Raw genomic sequence first — 19,558 nt, forward strand, 5'->3', positions numbered from 1 at the left:
CTCGGAAGGCCTGGACTTTCACGGCCTTCCCCCCTGGAGGGGGAAGACAGACCGCGAAGCGGTCAGATGAGGGGGGGCTTGCCCAAGGCGCTTCGGAATTCGGAACCTTGGGCCAGGTCATTGGCCGGGGAGGGCCCCTTTGAAGTCCGGAGGTCGTGTCGCTCGTCCCCCCCTCATCCGGCCCTTCGGGCCACCTTCCCCATCCAGGGGGGAAGGCCGTTGGGTTCGACGCTCCGGGGGCCCGGCTGAAGTTGACGGCTGGCGCGGTTTGGCCTAGGATTCGCGCCGCAGTCGGCCGGTCCCGCCGGGGGATGGGGTCGGGCCACGTCGCCAGGGAGGCCGGACATGCCGGGATCGCCGTATGCCCTGTCGCGCGGGCCGGCGTGGCGACGGCCGCTGGCCCTGGCCGTGGAGGGGGGCTTCCTGCTCCGCGTGATCGCCGCCGACCTCGTGCAGTGGCGGGTCGATCGCGCCGGCGACGGCCGCGTCTGCCTGCTGCCCGACGCGGAATACTATTGGAAGCTCGCCCAGACGATCCGCGACGGCGAGGTCTTCCAGATCGTCGAATGGGGCGACATCCCCCACTTCGCCCTCCGCACGCCGGGCTACCCGCTGTTCCTGGCGGGCTGTCGGGCGGTACTGGGGGACAACCCCCTGGGCGCCCGGCTGGTCCAGGCGGCGCTCGGCGCGGCGTGCGTCTGGCTGGTCTATCGGCTGGCCCTGGCGACGCTCGGCGAGGATCGGCGGCGGCTGGCGTTGGTCGCCGCGGCGATCACGGCGGTCCATCCGTACTTCATCGTGATGTCGGCTCTCCTGCTCTCCGAGGCCCTGTTCGTCCCGCTGCTGCTGGCCTTCCTGTGGGCGGCGGCCGTCCTGTGGGATCGCGACGACGCGCGTGGAGTGCTCGCGCCGGCGCTGGCGGCGGGGGCCGCGGCGGGGGCGGCGGTGCTGGTCCGGCCGTCGTGCGTGATGTACTTCCCGGCGGCCCTCGCGGCGTGGGGAGTTTACATGCTGGCGACGCGCCGCGCGGCTCGGCCGGTGGTCGTGGCGGCGCTGGCGACGGCGGCGGCGTTCTCGGCGGTGATGGCCCCCTGGTGGGTCCGCAACGCGCGGGTCCACGGGGACTTCGTGCCGACGGCGCTGTGGGCGGGCGCCAGCCTCTACGACGGCCTCAACCCCGACGCGACCGGTGCCAGCGACATGCGGTTCATGGCCGACCCCGACGTCTGGCCGCTGGACGAGCGCGACCAGGACGAGCGGCTGAAGGCCGGCGCGCTCGCCTTCGCCCGCGAGAACCCGGGCCGCGCGGCGAGGCTGGCCCTGGTGAAGCTCGGCCGCTACTGGAGCCCCTGGCCGAACGCCGAGGCCGCGCGGTCGCCGTGGCTGACGGGCGCCGCGGCGCTGGCGATGACGCCCCCGCTCGTCCTGATGGCCATCGGCCTGTGGGCGCTGCGGCGCGACGTCCGGGCGTGGGCGTTGCTGGCCGGCCCGATCCTCTACTTCGGCGCGCTCCACATGGCGTTCGCCAGCTCGATGCGGTATCGGACCCCCGGCGAGGTCCCGGCGACGGCGCTGGCGGCGGTCGGGCTATCGCGGGCGATCCGGCGCCCGTCCCCGGGGTCGGGCTGAACGGCGAGGAGGCGGTCGCATGCGGTGGCGGCGGGTGGCGAGATTCCTGTTCTGGTCCGCGACGTTCGGCCTGATCCTGGCCGCCGGCGCGGCCTGGTTCGCCTACTCGTTCGTCACCGACGGCGACACCGTGGCGCGCATGCTCCAGGCCAAGCTGCGCGAGTTCTTCCCGAGGGCCGAGTTCGAGTTCGGCCGGGTCGACTTCCAGCCGCTGCGGGGCCGCGCCACGCTCAAGAACCTCGTCGCGACGCAGTCGGTCGACGGCGAGCCGTTCCCCTCGATCTCGATCGCGTGGCTGGGGCTGCGCTTCGACCCGTGGAAGCTCCTGGAGGGGAAGCGCGAGGTCAGCGAGGTGGTGGTCAGCCGGCCGACGCTGCGGCTGGTCCGCAAGAAGGACGGCGCGTGGAACCTGGTCGACCTCCCGGCCAGCCCGTGGCCCCGGACGCCGATCGAGAACCCGCCGCCGGTGGACATCGTCAACGGCACGGTCGAGCTGGTCGTCGACCCCGAGGCCGCCCCCCCGCCCGCCGCCGCCGGGGCCGTCGGGCCGGGCGTCGCGGCCATCCTCCGGGACGTCTCGCTGAAGATCCGGCCGGCCGAGGGGAACCGCCTGGGCTTCGAAGGGACGGCGCGGGGCGACCTGTTCGGGCGCGTCGAGCTGAGCGGGAGCGTCGACCCGGACACCGGCGACGTCGACCTCCGCGGCAGGCTCGTCGACCTGACGATCTCCGACACCCTCCGCCGTCGGCTCCCCGGCGAGGCCGGCGAGGCGTTCGACGCCCTGGCGCTCAAGTCGGGCGACGTCGACGTCGAGCTGGCGTCGCTGGCCCTCCGCCCGAACGCCCCTCCGGAGGCCCAGCTCGCCTACGACCTGAAGTTGCAGCTCCGCGACGGCTCCTGCCGCTCGACGCTCCTCCCGTTCCCGCTCGACGACCTGTCCGCCCGCGTCGGCTTCGACGGCCGGACGCTGACGATCGAGCAGGCCGAGGGCTCCAACGGCGCGACCCGCATACGCGTCTCGGGGCGCGTCGAGGCGGGGGACCCGGCCTCGGCCCCGCTGGCGATCCACGTCGAGGCCGACGACCTCGACCTGGACGACCGGCTGAAGGCCAGGACGCCCGAGGAGTTCCTGGAGCTGTGGGACGTCTTCAGGCCGAAGGGTCGCGTCGACCTGAAGGCCGACCTCGCCCGCGAGGCCGGCGGGCCGATCGCGGCGTCGGCGACGGCCCGGCTCAAGGACGTGTCGGCCCTCTATCGGCACTTCAAGTACCCGCTGAAGAACCTCACCGGGACGCTGACGCTGGAGGGGAGCCGGATGACGGTCGACGTCCGGGGGCCGATCGGCGACCGCCCGGCGCGGCTGCACGGGACGGTCGACGAGCCGGGGCACGACGCGGTGGTTGACCTGACGGCCGACGCCGAGTCGCTGCCGATCGACGCCGCGTTCCTCGACGCCCTGCCGGACGACGTCCGCCGCTGGGTCGACATGTTCAAGCCGGCGGGAGCGGCCGAGGCCCACGCCCGGATCCTCCGCCGGCCGCTGGCCGGGCCTCCCCCCCCGCCGGGCTGGAAGACGGGCCACCTCAAGCCCGAGGGCCTGCTGGCCGTCCACTCCACGGCCGACCTCGACCCGGAGCGCTGCGAGATCACCTGGGAGGGGATGCCGTTCCCCATCCGTCGCCTCGGCGGCCGGCTGGAGCTGCACCCCGACCACTGGATCTTCAAGAACATGGTCGGACGCAACGGCCAGGCGCTCATCACCGGGTCGGGGAGGGTCGACCTGCTGGCCGGGCCCGACCTCCCCAACGGCGACCCGCCGCTGAGGATCGTCCTGGGCATCGCCGCCCGCAACCTCCCCTTCAGCCCCGAGCTGCGCGACGCCCTCCAGCCGGCCTGGCGGAAGTCCTGGGAGGTCATCAACCCCGACGGCTCTTGCGACGTCGACGCCGCCATCGAGGTCGAGGCCCACAAGCCCGACCACGTCGTGGTCGCCATCGCCCCGCTCCCCGGATCGCAGGTGCGGCTGGTGGTCCCCCGCGCGCCGGGGCCGGGCGTCGAGGCCGACGCCACGACCGAGCTGCGCATGCAGGACGTGCTGGGGGCGTTCCGGTTCGTCGACGGCACGGTCGGCATGCGCGACGTGAAGTTCACGTTCCACGGCGCGCCGGTCGAGTTCCGCGAGGGCGCCGTCCGCGTCGAGGACAGCGGCAAGTTCGCGCTGAAGGTCGTCGACCTGCGGATCCGCGACCTCCTGCTCAACGCCGGCCTGCGCCGGGTGATGCCGCCGCTGATGGCCCAGTTCGCCCTGCGGCTGGACGACGGCAAGCCGTTCACCGCCTGGGGGGACCTGGAGATCGGCTGGGACGGCGACCCGAACTCCCCCGCCTGGTGCGCCTGGGAGAAGACCCAGGTCTTCTTCCTGGACAACAAGCTCATGGCGGGCGTGCCGCTGGAGCACGTCAACGGCAAGTTCAAGGACGTCCACGGCCGGTCGGACGGCCGGTCGCTGGAGGTCCACGGCACGCTGGACGTCGCCAGCGTCAAGATCTCCGGCATCCCCCTGGCGGATCTCCAGGGCCCCCTGGTCATCAAGGACGGCCAGGCCGCGCTGCCGGGGCTGACGGGGAAGGTGCTGGGGGGGGAGGCGCGGGGCGAGGGCTGGATCACCCTGAGCGAGTCCCCCCGCTACGCCGGGTCGGCGAGGATCTCCGGGGCGGACCTCCAGAAGTACGCCGCGACGCTCCCGGGCCGCCAGTCGTTCCGGGGGCTGGTCGACGCCAGGATCGAGTTCAACGGCCAGGGGAATGACGCCCGCCAGATCCAGGGCGCGGGCGCCGCCCGCGTCGTCGACGGCGACATCGGCGAGCTGCCCTTCGTCCTCACGCTGGTCAAGGGCCTCAACAAGATCCTGGCGCCCAACGTCACCCGCGGCCGGGGCAAGGCCCTATTCGACTCCGCCGACGTCGCCTTCAAGATCGTCAACGGCACCACCTTCTTCGAGCGCTTCAAGCTCACCGGCGACGCCGTCAGCCTGAACCTCAGCGACAGGGGCCGCAAGAACACCCGCGACCCCTTCGACAAGATCGACCTGAGCTTCGACGTCGCCTACGGCCGCAACGAGCGCAAGGTGCCGGTGATCTCCGCCCTGATGCGCGAGGCCGGCGCCGGGCTGCTCCAGATCGACGTCCTGGGGACCATGGCCCAGCCCCAGGCGAAGCCCCGGATCCTCCCCAGCTTCACCGGCGCCAGCCGCGACTGACGACCCGCCGGCCGCTCACGCCTCGGCGCGGAAGAACCAGTCCCAGCTCGGGGGCAGGTGGGCCAGCTCGGCGGCGCCGACGAAGTTCTCGTCCCAGGGGTACAGGACCTTCTCGATCGTCACCGAGCGGAACCCGGCCTTGCCGAAGCGGTGCTCGAACTCGAACGGCTGCCAGAACTTCTGGCGAAGGCCCCGGAACCTGAAGCGGCCGAGGGCGAAGTCGTAATAACGATGCTCGCCGTGGACCTTGGCGAACGTCTCGGCCTCGTCGGGGCCCAGGCCGCTCTCCAGGGCGTGGTCGTACAGCAGCATCGTGTGGTACTGGATCGCGTCGATCGACGGGGCGATCCCGAGGAACGTCCCCCCCGGCCGCAGCGCCCGGCGGACGGCCGAGAGCGTCGCGTGGATCCGCCGGACGTCGGGCATCACCAGGGAGTTGACCGCCGTCGCCACGTCCAGCGTCCCGGCCAGGTCGTCCAGGTCCTCCATCGACCGCTCCAGGAACGTCACGCGGCCGGCGTCCGCCGGGGTGATCCGCTCGCGGGCCCGCTCCAGCATCCCGGGGGCGAAGTCCAGGGCCACGACGCGCCCGAACCGCGCCAGCAGCGACGGCAGCAGGGGCCCCGTGCCGCACCCCAGGTCGGCGATCGTCGCGGTCCCGCACGCCAGACCGTCGAGCGCGGCCCACAGCGGGTTCCGCACGCCGGGCCCGTAGGGGCTCAGGAACGTCTCGTCATACCGCCCCGCGTGCCGGCTCCACGAGCGGCGCTGGTCGGGCGTCTGGCGGCTGGAATTGGGCACGATCCGGGTCGCTCCCGTCCGACCCGTCCCGAGGGCTGCCTTCGCCCCGGTCGGCCGTTCGAAGGCCGAGGCTGCGGGTTCGCGGGTCGGTCCAGGAATTATAGGCCGCGTTCGGCCCGGAGGGCGGCCGGACCAGACCATGTCATTGGTGCTCGCCTTGAAATGCCTGTCTAAGTCGAGTGTTGACTTAAATAATCAGCTCCGAGCCGTCGAGGGTGAGGGCTGCGAGGCGGGGCACGGGGATGAAATCGAATTCGTTGGCGTTGCCGAAGGCCCACGAGGCGGCCCGGGTCCGACGCCGGACGCGTCCCGGCAGCCGCCTCCAGACCGACCGCATCAGCGCGTCGGCGGGCTCGGCGGCCTGGACGACGACGCGGCGACTCCGCGACAGGGACTCGACGATCGGGCCGACGCGCTCGTCGTCCGGCCCATCCGGCGCGCGGCCGAGGGGTACGGGCTTGAGGCGTCCGGGGGGGAGCGTGGCGTCCTGGTCGGCGGCGGTCCAGTCGCGGCGGAAGGCCGGGGCGAAGGCCAGCGGGCAGGCCCCGGCGCGTCGGTAGGACCACGGCGAGACGAAGAGGGCGTGGAACGCCAGCGCGCCGGGCCTCCCCTGGTCGTCGCGGCCCAGGGAATCGACCCGGACGACCATCCACGCGGATCGGTCGATCGGCAGGGCGAAGACGCTCCGGAAGCTTTCGACCCCAGCGGGCCGCTCGCCGAACCGGGCGCAGGCCCGCTTCATGGCGTCGCGCCAGGCGGGGGGGCAGCCCGCGGAGGCCGCCAGCAGGGCGTATCCCCGCGACCAGAAAGGGAAGCTGCCGTACACCGCCTGCTCATAACCGATCGAGCCGAACATGCGTCTTCGTCCGCTCCTCTTCTCGCCGCGACGGGCCTTCCATGCCAGCCCCAGGATGATACCGCGCCGGGGCCAAGATCGGGCCGGCGGGGCGGCCCGAAGTTCGACGGCATTCCCACCGCTTAAGGACGGTGCCTCGTCGGCCTTCGCCGCGCGGCTTAACCGAATTGACGTCGTACCGCGTGGCATCCATTGGCGTGACGGTGACTGGCGCGGCCATGAGGGCCGCATGTTGTCCAGAGTCGTCTATTGGCCTGGGTGCGATGTTGGCTTGAAACGCTTGGCGTTTGGATGGGTGTTTGTGGGCATCGACGCTATCGGCCTGTATGGTGATTGCTAGATTGTCTGCTTGGCTTTTCGGGGGTCGAAATGGCGTGTGTTAAGGCGGCTTAGAATGAAGAAGACTCTTGGTGACATCTGCGAGGGACGCTGCAATTCAATCGATTTCGCGCGATTTTACCTGGCCTCGGTCGTCATATTCTCGCATTCGTATATCCTGTTGTTGAAGACGGGGAATCGGGAGGAGCCGGTCTATGTCGCCACGGGGGGGCAGAAGACGGGTGGCGAACTGGCCGTGGACGGGTTTTTCATCTTGAGCGGCTTCCTGATCGCGAGGAGTTGGGTCACCTCGCGCGGGCTCGGCGACTTCATGCGCAGGCGGGTGCTACGGATCTATCCCGGCTATATCGCCGCGGCTTTGTTCTCGGGCCTGATCGCGGCACCCTTGTTGGCACCCGACATGGCGGAATATTGGCGGCGGTTCTCGGCGAAGTCGTTCCTCCTGGGGGTGGTGGATCTCAAGTTGCACATACCGGCCGAATCCGTCAACGGGTCGCTATGGACGATCCGCTACGAGTTTCTGTGCTATCTGGCCGTGGCGGCCTGGGGCCTAATGGGGATCCTGGGGCGGAGGCGTCTGGTGCTCATGGCGTTCTTGCTCTGCCTGGCCTGCCATGCGGGGCAGGGTTGCTTCGGTTGGCGGATGCCCGGGAGTCGCTTGACCTGGCTCTACGGTTATCCGGGCTTCTGGCCGCGCCTCATGAGCGCGTTCCTGGCCGGGGTGCTGGGCTATCTCTACCGCGATCGCATCAGGTGCTCGGCCAAGCTCCTGGGCGCGGCTGTCGCGGCCCTGGTCCTATCGGCGCTCGTGCCCGCGTGGCACCTCCTGCCGGTCGCGGTCCCCGTGGCGGGGGCCTACGCGATCCTTTACCTGGCGTTTCAGAATGTGCCTTCCCTTGTCGACTTCGGAAGCCGTGGGGATTTCTCCTACGGTATTTACTTGTATTCGTTCCCAATCCAGAGGCTCCTCGTGGCCTGGTTCGGCACCTGGCTTACCCCGGCCAGCCTCACGACGACGGCCTTCGTCGGCTCGATGGGGGCCGCCTTCCTGAGTTGGCATTTCATCGAGAGCCCATTCTTGCGGCGGAAGCAACTGGCACGGGCCGTCGACCCGCGCGACACGGGGACGGCCCAGCCGCCGGCCTTGCCGGTGGCCGCGGAGTATTGACGACGGTCCCGGCGCCCATGCGGCTGTCTGGCGGACGGATTGACGCGGCGGAATGGGCGTCGGCGTCCTGGGCTCGGCTCCGATAGCTTGATATGCTTGCAATCGTGCCGGCGACGCCCCACGCCGGAGGAACCCCCAGGAGCCGACTCCCCATGCCGCGCCCGCGTCTCGCCCCGCTCGTCGCCGTCGCCATCGCCGTCATCGCCTTCGCGCCGGGGGCGGTCGGCCAGTCGCCGCCCGACGGCCCCCGGACGGTCCGGCTTTTGACTGTCGGGAACAGCTTCTCGCGGGACGCCACCCGCTATCTGGACGAGGTGGCGAAGTCGCGGGGGGATATCCTGATCCACCACCAGGCGGCGATCCCCGGCGGGACCCTCCAGCAGCATTGCGAGAAGGCCGAGGCCCACGACGCCGACCCCGAGGATCCGAACGGCCTCTACGCCGGCACCAGGCGGAGCCTGGCGTGGGAGCTGGCGGCCGAGCCCTGGGATTACATCACCGTCCAGCAGGCGAGCATCCGGAGCCACGACGTCGAGACCTACCGTCCCCACGCCGAGCAACTCGTCGAGCGCATCCGTCGCGGCGCGCCCGGGGCGCGGGTCGTGGTCCATCAAACCTGGGCCTATCGCGTCGACGACCCGCGGTTCGATCCGTCGAAGGAACCCGCCCCCGGCGAGCCGGCCGACCGCGAGGCGATGCATCGGGGGCTGACCGGGGCCTATCGGACGATCGCCCGCGAGCTGGACGCCCCGATCATCCCGGTGGGCGACGCCTTCCACATCGCCGACTCCGACCCGACGTGGGGCTATCGCCCCGACACGAAGTTCGACCTGGCCGCCGCCGCCCATCCCGCCCTGCCGAAGCAGACGCACTCGCTTCACATGGGCCGACGGTGGACGAAGGAGGCCGACGGGACCTTCCGCATGGCGATGGACGGGCACCACGCCAGCGTCGCCGGTCAGTATCTCGGGTCGCTGGTGTTCTACGAATCCCTCTTCGGCCGCCCGGCCGTCGGCTGCCCGTTCCGCCCCAACGGCATCAACGCCGAGTACGCCCAGTTCCTCCAGGAGACGGCCCATCGCGCCGTCGCCGGCCTGAAGGGGACCGAGTTCGAGGTCAAGATCAAGGAGAAGGCCGTCGCGGCGCGCTGAGGGCGCGTCGCGACGCGGGGCTTCGAACGACCGGCCCGTCGCGCGTCCGGGCCGGTCGGTTCGCTCACTCGCGATCCCGGCGGCCCCGGACGACGGGGGGCGTTGGTCGTCGTGAGGCGACTCGCCAGCCCGGCCTTGATGGGGGCGATCTTGAGGTCGGCGTCCTCCCCGCCGTGGTCGGGGGAGACTCCGGGGAGGTTTCGCGTTGCGTCGGCTCAATCGCCCTTCGCGGCGGCCTCGCCCGCGCCGGGGCCCCAGAGCGGTTCGGCGAGCTGGGCGTTCCAGGCCCGGTAGGCGGCGAGCAACTCCTGGACCTTCTCCGGATTCTCGGCCGAGAGGTCGCTCGATTCGCCCGGATCCCGGGCCAGGTTGTAGAGCCGGAACGGCGTGACCCGGGCGCGGGCGGCGTTGGAGCGGGCACCGGGCGTGTCCACGGTGGAGTCGTAGCGGACGAGCTTCCAGTCCCCCTTGCGGACGGCCGCCTGCGGGCCCATGCGCCAGTAGAGGGCCTCGTGAGGCGCGCCGGCGGCGGCACCGGTTAGGAACGGCAGCAGGTTCACGCCGTCGAGCTTCCATTCGGGATCGACCTCGACCCCGGCCGCGGCGAGGGCCGTCGGGAGCAGGTCGAGCTGGATGACGGGCTTGTCGTAGGACGCGCCGGCGGGGAGCGTCCCCTTCCAGCTCAGGAGGAACGGCACCCGGACGCCCCCTTCGAGCGACGTCCGCTTGGAGCCCCGGAACGGGTCGTTGCGCGAGCCGTTCTTGGTCGTGCCGGTCATCGTCGGCCCGCCGTTGTCGTTGAAGTAGGCGATGAGGGTGTCGTCCTCCAGCCCCTCGGCGCGGAGCTTGGCGACGATGGCGCCGACGGCGTCGTCGAGCGCCGTCAGCATGGCCGCGTAGGTCCGGCGGGTCGGGTCGGCGATCGCGGAGAACCTCGCCAGCCGCTCGTCGTCCGCGTCCATCGGCGTGTGGACCGCGTTGAAGGCCACCTCCAGGAAGAACGGCTCCGCCTTCCCCTTGCGGCGCTCGATGAAGTCCACGGCCTCGCGGGCGAAGGCGTCGGTCAGGTACGCCTTCTCGCGGACGACCTCCGTCCCGCGGTAGACGTTCTCGGTCTTCTCCGCGAAGTAGGTGTGCGCCCCGCCGAGGAAGCCGAAGAACTCGTCGAACCCGCGCCTCAGCGGGTGGTGGTCGGCGTCGCCCCCCAGGTGCCACTTGCCCACCAGCGCCGTCGCGTACCCGGCCGCCTTGAGCCGGTCGGCGATCGTCTTTTCGCCCAGCGGGAGCCCCAGGTTCCTGCCCCCCGAGGGGTTCCACTCGTGGCCGAATCGCTGCTGATACCGCCCGGTCAGGAAGCCGGCGCGCGTGGGGCTGCAATACAGCCCGGAGACGTAGCCGTTCGTGAACCGCGTCCCGCTCGACGCCAGGGCGTCGATGTTGGGCGTCGGGAAGTCGCGGTTCCCGTGATAACCCAGGTCCGCGTACCCCATGTCGTCCGTGATCAGCACGACAATGTTCGGCCGCTTGCCGTCCGCGCCCCACGCCGCCGGCGTCGTCGCGACGCAGGCCAAAACCGCCCACGCCACGCGCCGCGTCCACGCGGCCCCACTCCCCGAGTTCGATCGAACCATCACGCCCTCATTCCGCTGGATGTTCCGCCCGACGCGCGCCTCGCCTCCTCGACGGCCCCGTCGCGGGCCACGCATGGAGCGCGGCGGACACTATACCGATTGTCTAGTATTCCGGTCAACTCCATTGACAATGCATTTTGACAAGGTTCCATGTGGCGAAATGACGCGCGAACAGCCTTGTATGCCGGGTTGTGAAGAAATTTGAGAGCTGCCGTTGTAAAGGTTGATAGAGAACGTGATCATCTGTGCCGCCGTGTCGGTCGCGTAGGCCGGCGGGCTGGTCGAGCGAAGGGGGTGGGGGATGGACATGGGTCGGGATCGATCGCGGAGCAAGGCTCCGGGTCGCGGCGGGTTCACGCTGATCGAGCTTCTGGTGGTCATCGCAATCATCGCGGTGTTGATCGCGTTGCTGTTGCCGGCGGTGCAGGCGGCGCGGGAGGCGGCCCGCCGGATCCAGTGCACCAACAACGTGAAGCAACTGGGCCTGGCGCTGCACAACTATCACGACGTTCACGGCCGCTTCGCGCCGGGGTCGATCACAGTGGCCGTCACGCCCACGCGGAATTACCGCCAGCCGTTCGTCACGTCGCTGCTGCCGTTCATCGAGCTGGGGAACGTGGGGAACGCTTTCAACTACATGCACTCGTACGAGTCGGACCCCAACGACACGGCGCGGCAGGTACGGCTCGCGGTGTACGACTGCCCGTCGGACCAGCAGATTCTGTTCGTCAGCGACAACGGCACCACCGACGTGAAGGGGAGCTACGGAATCGCCTGGGGCCAGAACACGTTCGGCGACCAGGTGCTTCCCTCTCCGTTCGGCGTCAACTACGGGGCGTCGATGGCCGAGATCACCGACGGCACGAGCAACACGTTCCTGATGGCCGAGGTGATCCAGCTGCCGCACCCGACCGGCCAGCCGGCGACCGTGGCCGACCGGCGGGGCCGCATCTGGTCCGACCTGTCGACATCGTGCCACATCAGCACCCGCAACGGCCCGAACAGCCAGGTCCCGGATTTCGGGGTGTGCGGCGAGCAGACCGACCCGCGCAGGGCTCCCTGCACGCGGAGGACGGGCATGGGGCCGACCCATTACATGTCGTCGCGGAGCCGGCACCCCGGCGGGGTGAACGCGCTGCTGGGCGACGGCTCGGTCCGCTTCATCAAGGACTCGATCTCCCTCGTCACCTGGAAGGCCCTGAGCAGCCAGGCCGGCGGCGAGGTCGTGAGTTCGGACGCCTACTGACCACGAGGCGTCGACCGGGTTAATCCTACAAAGTCGGTAGAATTAGTGGAGGCAATTGTTGACAAGTTCGATAGAGAAACTCATGATGTCGTCTGTCGCGTCGGCCGGTGGTGGCCGGCGACTTCGATGAGCTCATGAGGCCGGGCCGCCGGGCGACGGGTCGCCCGCCCGGCGGCCGAGGGGAGCGGGAACGTGGATCGGAAACGAGTGCGGGACGAGGCTTCGGGTCGTGTTGGATTCACGCTGATCGAGCTGCTGGTGGTGATCGCCATCATCGCGGTGCTGATCGCGCTCTTGCTGCCGGCGGTGCAGGCGGCCCGCGAGGCGGCGCGGCGGGTCCAGTGCGTCAACAACATGAAGCAGATCGGCCTGGCGCTGCACAACTACCACGACGTCCACGGCCGGTTCGCGCCGGGGTCGATCGCGGTGGCCGTCACGCCCACGAGGGACTATCGCCAGCCGTTCGTGACCTCGCTACTCCCCTTCGTGGAGCTGGGGAACGTGGCGAATGCCTACAACTACTCGCAGTCGTTCCAGACGGACCACAACGACACGGCGCGGTTGACGCGGCTGGCGGTGTACGACTGCCCGTCGGACCAGCAGGTGCTGTTCATCAGCGACAACGGCAGGAACCCGGACGTGAAGGGGAACTACGGGATCAACTGGGGCCAGAACACCTACGGCGACCCTGGTTTGCCGGCCCCGTTCGCGATCAATTACGGGGCGTCGCTGGCCGAGCTGACCGACGGCGCGAGCAACACGTTCCTGATGGCCGAGGTGCTCCAGATGCCGCACCCGACCGGCCAGCCGCAGAGCGTGGTCGATCGCCGGGGCCGCATCTGGACCGACCTGTCGACGTCCTATCACATCAACGCCCGCAACGCCCCGAACAGCGAGGTGCCGGATTACGGCGTGTGCGGCGAGCAGACCGACCCGCGCAGGGCGCCCTGCTCGCGGAGGACGGGGGCCGCGGCGACCCACTACATGGCGTCGCGGAGCCGGCACCCCGGCGGGGTAAACGTGCTGCTGGGCGACGGCTCGGTCCGCTTCATCAAGGACTCGATCTCGCTCGAAAACTGGAAGGCCCTGAGCAGCCGGGCCGGCGGCGAGGTCATCAGCTCGGATGCCTACTGATGCATAAGACGAACAACCATCAACGATCGTCGCTGTTCCGCCGGCTGTCCCTCGCCGCGTGCCTCGCGGGCGTCGCGTGCCTCGGGGGCTGCGGCGACGGGGGCCCGGAGCGGGTCGCCGTCACGGGCAAGGTATCGCTCGACGGCAAGCCGCTGCCGAAGGGCAAGGTGACGTTCGTCCCTCTCGACGGCCCGACGGCGGCCGTGGCCGAGGTCCGCGACGGCGTCTTCCGGGCCGAGGGGTCCGACGGCCCCGCGGCCGGCCGGTACCAGGTGGAGATCGTGGCGATCGAGGCGACCGGGAAGCAGATCCCGAATCCCGACGCCCCGGGGACGACCATCGAGGAGGAACGCGACCTCGTCCCCGAGCGCTACAACGTCCGGACCGAGCTGGTCGCCGAGGTCAGGCCCGGGGCCGACAACGCGTTCGAGTTCGCCCTCTCCTCGGAACCCCAGCGCGTCAAGAAATCCCGCCGCCGCTGACCCGCGGACCCCGCGAAACGCGACTCATCTCGACGCCCGTCGCCGTGCCCAACGGCGGCCGGGCGTCGCTTCGTTGGTGGACCTTCCCACGCGCCGTCGCTACCCTGGCGGTGGGAGGCCCGTCATGAAAACTCATGGATCCGACCCGGATTTCGAGCGCGGGCGTCGCGGCTGGTTCCTGGGCGAGGGGGCGGCGTATCGCCTCAGCTTCCTGGGGCTGCTCCTCGCCTTCACGGCGTTGACGTTCGCGGTGACGTCGTCGGGGACGCCCTCGGACTTGGCTCGGCGGCCGCGCGTGCTGACGACGCTGCTGACGGTGACGGGGCCGTTCACGGGGGCGATCGCCCGGAATGGGCAGAGTTGCTGCCTGGAGGCCTCGACGCGGCTGGCGATCTGGCTCGCGCCGGCGCTGGCGGTGGCGCTGGTGGCCCGGCTGACCCTGGCGGGGCGGGGGGGCGTGGCGGGGGCGATGGGGGTGGCGCTGTGGGCGCTGGGCTGGTTCGTCTGGCTGGCGGGGGGGATCGTCTCGTTCGGGCACGCCTTCGGTTGAGGCGGGGCGCGCGGAAACCCCCGGCGATCTTGGGATCGCCGGGGGCCGAGATGAGGCGTCGCTTGTTCGGAGGCGGTTCAGGCCGCGGGCTGGGCCCGGCGGGCGGAGACGCGGCGGCGGAGGGCCAGGCCGCCGATGGTCGTGAGGACCAGGGCGATGGTGCTGGGCTCGGGCACCGGGGTGTCGGGGGTGGCGGTCGAGGTGATCTGGGCCTCGGCCGTGGTGACGCCGCCGAACGACCGGGGCGGGACCAGGAGCTTCTCGCCCTTGGGGAAGCTCAGGGTGATGGTCTGCGAGCCGAGGTCGAGGCTCCCCTCGGGGTCGTCGAAGGTGGCGACGACCGTCGAGCGGTAGGCGTTGTCGACCACGCCGTTGAGGACGCCGGTGATCACCTGCGAGACGCTGGAGATCGGCTCGCCGGCGAGCGACTGCGGCAGGAAGGTGATCGCGAACTTGACGTTCTCGTAGACCGTCCGCGAGCCTTCGGCCGGCGGGGCGACGACGAACGTGCCCAGGCCGGCGTTCACCGAGCCGGAGGCCACGTCGATCTCGCCGGAGGCCGGCGTGAAGCTGATCAGGTTGGCCCCGGTGATCCCCGAGCTGAGGTCGATCGCCGTGGCGGTCTGGTACTTGAGGATCGCGGCGGCCTCGACGCTCGTCCCGGCGCCGACGACCAGGCTCGCGGCGAGGACCGCGGACTTCAGCCTCGTCAGTCCCTTGGTCATGCTCATCTCTTCCTCCTGAACAAGATTAGGATTGTCACGACGCAATCCCGGTTCCTCGGTCGCTGCCGAATGGCTCGCGTCGTGACGGCCTCGCCCGCTCAGTGAGAAGCGGCGCGGCGCGATCGTCGCGAGATCCAGGCTCACCGCTGAGACGTTACCGTGCGGCCCACGCGAAGGGAGGCCGCGAGGTTCCGGCGGCCCGGCGAGAGGTGACGTGGATGTGAGCGGATAGTCGTCGCATCCATGCCCGTCTCCGCCAGGGGTCCACCCCGATCCCCATCCCTGGGAACCGACGGCGTGAACCAACGGCGGGGAGAATACCCCCGGTCGTCGGGGCTGTAAACGTGAATTGTCGCGCTTTGTCGGAATTTCCCTGAACGCGACGCGCCCGATTGCCGAGAGGGGGCGTCGCGTCAAAGCATGCCGACGGGATCCACGTCCGCCGCCAGTTCCACCCGCGGCGGCGGCGCCGGCTCGGAGAGGTCCCGCAGCAGGGCGTGCAGGGGGGCGACCGTGGCGCACCGGAGCTGGAGGTGGAAGCGGAACTCCTCCTTGATCCTCATCACCGGGGCGGCGCAGGGGCCCAGGAACTTCACCGAGCGGTCGGCCCGCTCGCGGAGCCGCGCCGACAGCGCCTCCATGTAGGCCTTCACCCTCGCCTCGTCGCGGCCACGCGCCAGCAGCCGGACGACGCGGCCGTAGGGGGAGGCCAGCACGTCGCGGCGATGGGGCAGCTCCTGGGCGACGAAGCTCTCGTAGTCGTGCCGCGCGGCGTGGAGGATGGCCGGGCTCTCCGGGCTGTAGGTCTGCACCAGCACCCGCCCCGGCCGGTTGCCGCGGCCCGTCCGGCCGGCCACCTGCGCCACCAGCTGGAACGTCCGCTCGGCGGCGCGGAAGTCGGGCAGGTGCAGCGCGACGTCGGCGTCGACCACGCCGACCAGCGTGACGTTGGGGAAGTCCAGCCCCTTGGCGATCATCTGCGTCCCCAGCAGGATGCGGACCTCGCCCTCCTTGAACGCGGCCAGCGTCGCCTCGTGGCTGCCGTGCTTCCGCATGGTGTCGGAATCCATCCGGCGCGCCTCGTGGAACGGGAAGGTGGAGCGGACCTCGCGCTCCAGGCGCTCGGTGCCGATCCCGCCGTAGTGCAGCACGGGGGCCTGGCACGACGGGCAGGCCGGCGGGCACGGACGCTCGGCGTCGCATGTGTGACAGATCAACATGCGACGGCTCTTGTGGAACGTCGCGGCGACGTCGCAGTGCTTGCACTTCACCACCTCGCCGCACTTCGGGCAGATGACGAACGTGTTGTAGCCGCGGCGATTCAGCAGCAGGATCACCTGGCCGTCGTCGTCGAGCGCCCGCTGGATGGCGTCGCGGAGCGTGGCGCTCAGGCCGCCGGTCATGTTCTTCTCGTGCCGGAGGTCGATCAGCTCCACCGCGGGCATGGGCCGGTTCTCGACGCGGCTGGGCATGGCGATCCTGCCGTATCGCCCGCGCTCGGCGTTCGACCACGACTCCAGCGACGGGGTCGCCGAGCCCAGCAGCACCGGCACGCCCTCCAGGTGCGCCCGCTTCACCGCGACGTCGCGCGCGTGGTAGCGGGGGACCGTCTCCTGCTTGAACGTGCTCTCGTGCTCCTCGTCGACCACGATCAGCCCCAGCCGCCGCGCCGGGGCGAAGATGGCCGACCGCGCCCCGACGACGACGTCGACCTCCCCCTTGGCGATGCGACTCCAGTGGCGGTGCCGCTCCACGTCGCCGAGGTGGCTGTGCAGCACCGCGACCCGGTTGAACCGCCGCTTGAAGCGCCGGATCGTCTGCGGCGTCAGGCTGATCTCCGGCACCAGCACGATCGCCTCTCGGCCTCGCGCCACCACCTCCTCGATGGCCGACAGGTAGACCTCGGTCTTGCCGCTGCCGGTCACGCCGAAGATCAGGAACGGCGCGAAGGCGTCGCCGCGGAGGGCCGGGGTCAGGGCGTCCAGCGCGGTCCGCTGCTCGGGGGTCAGGTCGGGCTTCTTGCCGGACTCGGGCGGTGGGAGGGGGGCGTCCGGCGTCTGGCCGTCGCCCTTGGCCTTCTTCATCTCGTCGAGGGAGAGGCGACGCTTGACGGTGTGGATCACGCCGTCTTTCCGCAGGCCGTCGACGACCCCGGGGCCGCACCGGGCGCGGCGGCAGACGTCGGCGACGGTCAGCAGCTCGCCGTCGGCGCGGCCGAGGACGTCCAGCGCCGCGGCCTGCTTGTTGGTCAGCCGCCGTTCGAGCGTGCCGTCGGCCAGCCCCTGGCGGGTCTCCTCCGGGACGACCAGGAACGTGCCGATCCTCGTGCCGGCCTGCTTGCGCACCCCCGCCGGGACCACGGCGTCGAGCGCCTGTCCCCATGAGCAGAGGTAGTAGTCCGCCATCCAGCGCGTCAGTTCCAGCATCCTGGAATCGATCAGCGGGACGGGGTCGAGGATCTCGGCGACGGCCTTGATCTTCGACGGCGACAGCCCGTCCGGCGGCGCCATGCCCACGGAGACGCAGTATCCCGTGACCAGCCCGCCCCCCCGGCCGAGCGGGACCTTCACCCGGACGCCCGGCCGCATGCCGCCGACCAGCTTCCGAGGGACGCGATAGGTCAACGCCTGGTCGAACGCCCGGTTGACCACCACCTCCGCGAACAGGCCGCCGCGCTCGGCGGCCGCGCCGGGGTCTTCCCCGTCGGCGTCCTCGTCGCCCCCCCCGAACCACGACGGCGGCCGGACCAGCCGCCCGCGCGGCGAGGGCTCGGGATCCCCGCCGGCCGCCCCCTCGGGCCGATCATCCTGGTTGACAACGCTCATCGGGCGGACCTATCGTCGAGTTTCCGGGCCGTCGGCGGACATCGTATTGTATCACGGATCGGCCCGAATCTGTAGGTTTGTCCATGTCGGACGGGCCTGGAACGCAAGCGGGGGTCGGATCGTCCATGCGACTGGGATTGTTCGGGGGGACGTTCGACCCGATCCACGTCGGGCACCTGATCCTGGCGGAGCAGTGCCGCGAGGCGTGCTCGCTGGATCAGGTCTGGTTCGTGGTGGCGAACGAGCCGCCCCACAAGCGCGGACTGAAGCGGACGGCCGTGCATCACCGGCTGGAGATGGCCCGCCTGGGCGTGGCGGGGAATCCGGGCTTCGCCGTCTCCGAGATCGAGGCCGAGCGGACCGGCCCTTCCTATAGCGTGGACACGCTGGCCCAGATCCGGGCGGAGCGGCCCGGCGACGAGCTGTTCTTTTTGATCGGCGGCGACAGCCTCGTCGACCTGCCGACCTGGCGCGAGCCCGAGCGGATCGCCTCCATGGCCTCGATCGTGGTCGTCAACCGCCCGGGGGCGGAGGCGGAGATCCCCGACCTCGGCCCCGACGCCAGGCCCTTCGAGTTCGTGACCATTCCCCCCATCGGCGTCTCCTCGTCCGACCTGCGGAGCCGACTGGCGGAGGGGCGGAGCATCCGCTACATGGTCCCGAGCGCCGTGGGGGCGTACATCGAGGCTCATGGGCTCTACCGAACGCCCCCCCCGCCGACGGCCTGACGCGGGACTCGATTCTGGGTTCGTTCGTCATCGCGCGACTCGCTTTTGTTTGCCGCAAGATTAATAGTCGGCCGTGCTTGCGGTGAAATCGAGTTGGCTTCGTTCGTCGTTTTCGAATGCGTTTCCCGCGCGTCTATAGTTGCTCGGGCGGGCTGGGGAGGCATTGCTTGGGCGGACTTGTTGGGCGCGCGATTGATTGCGTGGTTGTTGCCCGTGGGCGCGGCTTGGCGGTCTTCCGCGTTACTTGAACCGATTCCGAGTTGTCAAGGAACAGAAACCCCCATCTCACGGTACAGTCCGCGGTCGGCGTCCGGGGATTTCAGGTTTCCGGGGCTTTGTCGGGAAATTCTCGGCTGAGTCATAGGCGACCCAGATGCCCTATCCGTCCCCAGGAGCGGCGAATGCCTTCCACGTCACTCGGCATCTGGCGGACTGACAGGCTTGCCCGGATCGCCGAGTTGGAGAAGCAATGCGCGGCGACCACGGCGTTGGCCACCCCAAACCCGCAGCTCGAAGATGAGAATCTCCGCGGGTTGATCATGCTCCTTTCCGCCCATTTCCAGGGCTTCTGCCGCGACCTTTACACGGAATGCACGATGATCCTCTCTGGGAGGATCAAGAATCCGTCGATCAAAGTTCTTTTTCAGGAGCAGTTTACGGCCAACCGGAAGTTGGACCAAGGCAACCCGAACCTCGAAAATATTCGCAAGGACTTCGAGCGCTTCGGATTTACCCTTGATCTTCCGGGCACCGATCCCAGCAACCCGGCGAGAATCACCCACTTGGGTAAATTGAACAAACTGAGAAATGTTGCCGCCCACCACGGTCATGTCCCCGCCGGGGGTATCCCAGACCTGCCGACGATCCGATCCTGGCGGATTTCGTGCGAAGGGCTAGAGCGGTTTCTCGTCGGGTGTATCGCTTGATCGTCGGGCTGGATATCCGCTATGGCGGAACCAGCCCAGCACGTCGGCGGGGCGCACCGCGCGCAGGGCGTCGCCCATCGCCGCGATCAGCCCGTCGATCGTCCGCGC

General features: G+C 70.2%; 15 protein-coding genes. 9 read left to right on the top strand and 6 right to left on the bottom strand.

Annotated elements, in window-relative coordinates; all coding sequences use genetic code 11:
* Positions 1 to 345: 345 nt before the first annotated feature.
* Both WG209_RS19720 and WG209_RS19725 read left to right on the top strand, forming a co-directional pair.
* On the top strand, positions 346 to 1,629 hold the full coding sequence (locus WG209_RS19720) for a glycosyltransferase family 39 protein (protein ID WP_337176801.1): 1,284 nt from the start codon (positions 346 to 348) through the stop codon (positions 1,627 to 1,629).
* Positions 1,630 to 1,648: 19 nt separating this feature from the next.
* Positions 1,649 to 4,888: an AsmA-like C-terminal region-containing protein gene (locus tag WG209_RS19725; RefSeq protein WP_337176802.1), complete on the top strand. Its 3,240-nt coding sequence runs from the start codon at positions 1,649 to 1,651 to the stop codon at positions 4,886 to 4,888.
* A gap of 15 nt (positions 4,889 to 4,903) precedes the next feature.
* On the opposite strand, the gene WG209_RS19730 is transcribed toward WG209_RS19725, so the two are convergent.
* A complete protein-coding gene (locus tag WG209_RS19730; protein ID WP_337176803.1) occupies positions 4,904 to 5,689 on the bottom strand; it encodes a class I SAM-dependent methyltransferase in 786 nt (261 codons plus the stop codon).
* Between the two features lie 187 nt (positions 5,690 to 5,876).
* Positions 5,877 to 6,545, bottom strand: coding sequence for a hypothetical protein (locus WG209_RS19735; protein ID WP_337176804.1), 669 nt, complete (start codon positions 6,543 to 6,545; stop codon positions 5,877 to 5,879).
* A gap of 394 nt (positions 6,546 to 6,939) precedes the next feature.
* Between WG209_RS19735 and WG209_RS19740 the strand changes: the two genes are divergently transcribed.
* Positions 6,940 to 8,052, top strand: a complete 1,113-nt coding sequence (locus tag WG209_RS19740) for an acyltransferase (RefSeq protein WP_337176805.1) — start codon at positions 6,940 to 6,942, stop codon at positions 8,050 to 8,052.
* A 152-nt stretch (positions 8,053 to 8,204) separates the two neighbouring features.
* Entirely contained in the window at positions 8,205 to 9,203 is a 999-nt protein-coding gene (locus WG209_RS19745; protein WP_337176806.1) for a DUF4886 domain-containing protein, read from the top strand.
* Between the two features lie 215 nt (positions 9,204 to 9,418).
* On the opposite strand, the gene WG209_RS19750 is transcribed toward WG209_RS19745, so the two are convergent.
* The gene (locus WG209_RS19750) at positions 9,419 to 10,834 is read right to left on the bottom strand and encodes a sulfatase-like hydrolase/transferase (protein WP_337176815.1); all 1,416 of its coding nucleotides are present in this window, start codon (positions 10,832 to 10,834) and stop codon (positions 9,419 to 9,421) included.
* A gap of 307 nt (positions 10,835 to 11,141) precedes the next feature.
* On the opposite strand from WG209_RS19750, the gene WG209_RS19755 reads away from it, so the two are divergent.
* From WG209_RS19755 to WG209_RS19770, 4 genes are all read left to right on the top strand, one after another.
* Positions 11,142 to 12,080 carry a DUF1559 domain-containing protein gene (locus WG209_RS19755; protein WP_337176807.1) on the top strand — a complete coding sequence of 313 codons (939 nt, stop codon included), beginning with the start codon at positions 11,142 to 11,144 and terminating at the stop codon, positions 12,078 to 12,080.
* A 192-nt stretch (positions 12,081 to 12,272) separates the two neighbouring features.
* Complete coding sequence (locus tag WG209_RS19760; protein ID WP_337176808.1) at positions 12,273 to 13,214, top strand: DUF1559 domain-containing protein; 942 nt, start codon at positions 12,273 to 12,275, stop codon at positions 13,212 to 13,214.
* Entirely contained in the window at positions 13,214 to 13,696 is a 483-nt protein-coding gene (locus WG209_RS19765; protein WP_337176809.1) for a hypothetical protein, read from the top strand. Before WG209_RS19760 ends, WG209_RS19765 begins: the two co-directional genes overlap by 1 nt.
* A 124-nt stretch (positions 13,697 to 13,820) precedes the next feature.
* Entirely contained in the window at positions 13,821 to 14,246 is a 426-nt protein-coding gene (locus WG209_RS19770; protein WP_337176810.1) for a hypothetical protein, read from the top strand.
* Positions 14,247 to 14,323: 77 nt separating this feature from the next.
* On the opposite strand, the gene WG209_RS19775 is transcribed toward WG209_RS19770, so the two are convergent.
* On the bottom strand, positions 14,324 to 14,977 hold the full coding sequence (locus WG209_RS19775) for a PEP-CTERM sorting domain-containing protein (RefSeq protein WP_337176811.1): 654 nt from the start codon (positions 14,975 to 14,977) through the stop codon (positions 14,324 to 14,326).
* Between the two features lie 407 nt (positions 14,978 to 15,384).
* On the bottom strand, positions 15,385 to 17,796 hold the full coding sequence (gene priA, locus WG209_RS19780; protein WP_337176812.1) for a primosomal protein N': 2,412 nt from the start codon (positions 17,794 to 17,796) through the stop codon (positions 15,385 to 15,387).
* A gap of 125 nt (positions 17,797 to 17,921) precedes the next feature.
* Here priA and nadD point away from each other — a divergent pair, with 125 nt between their 5' ends.
* On the top strand, positions 17,922 to 18,524 hold the full coding sequence (gene nadD / locus WG209_RS19785; protein WP_337176813.1) for a nicotinate-nucleotide adenylyltransferase: 603 nt from the start codon (positions 17,922 to 17,924) through the stop codon (positions 18,522 to 18,524).
* A gap of 413 nt (positions 18,525 to 18,937) precedes the next feature.
* Here the strand turns inward: nadD and WG209_RS19790 are convergent, their stop codons facing one another.
* A complete protein-coding gene (locus tag WG209_RS19790; protein WP_337176814.1) occupies positions 18,938 to 19,354 on the bottom strand; it encodes a hypothetical protein in 417 nt (138 codons plus the stop codon).
* Between the last annotated feature and the right edge of the window lie 204 nt (positions 19,355 to 19,558).

This window comes from Paludisphaera sp. (assembly GCF_037189885.1).
Lineage (GTDB): Bacteria > Planctomycetota > Planctomycetia > Isosphaerales > Isosphaeraceae > Paludisphaera.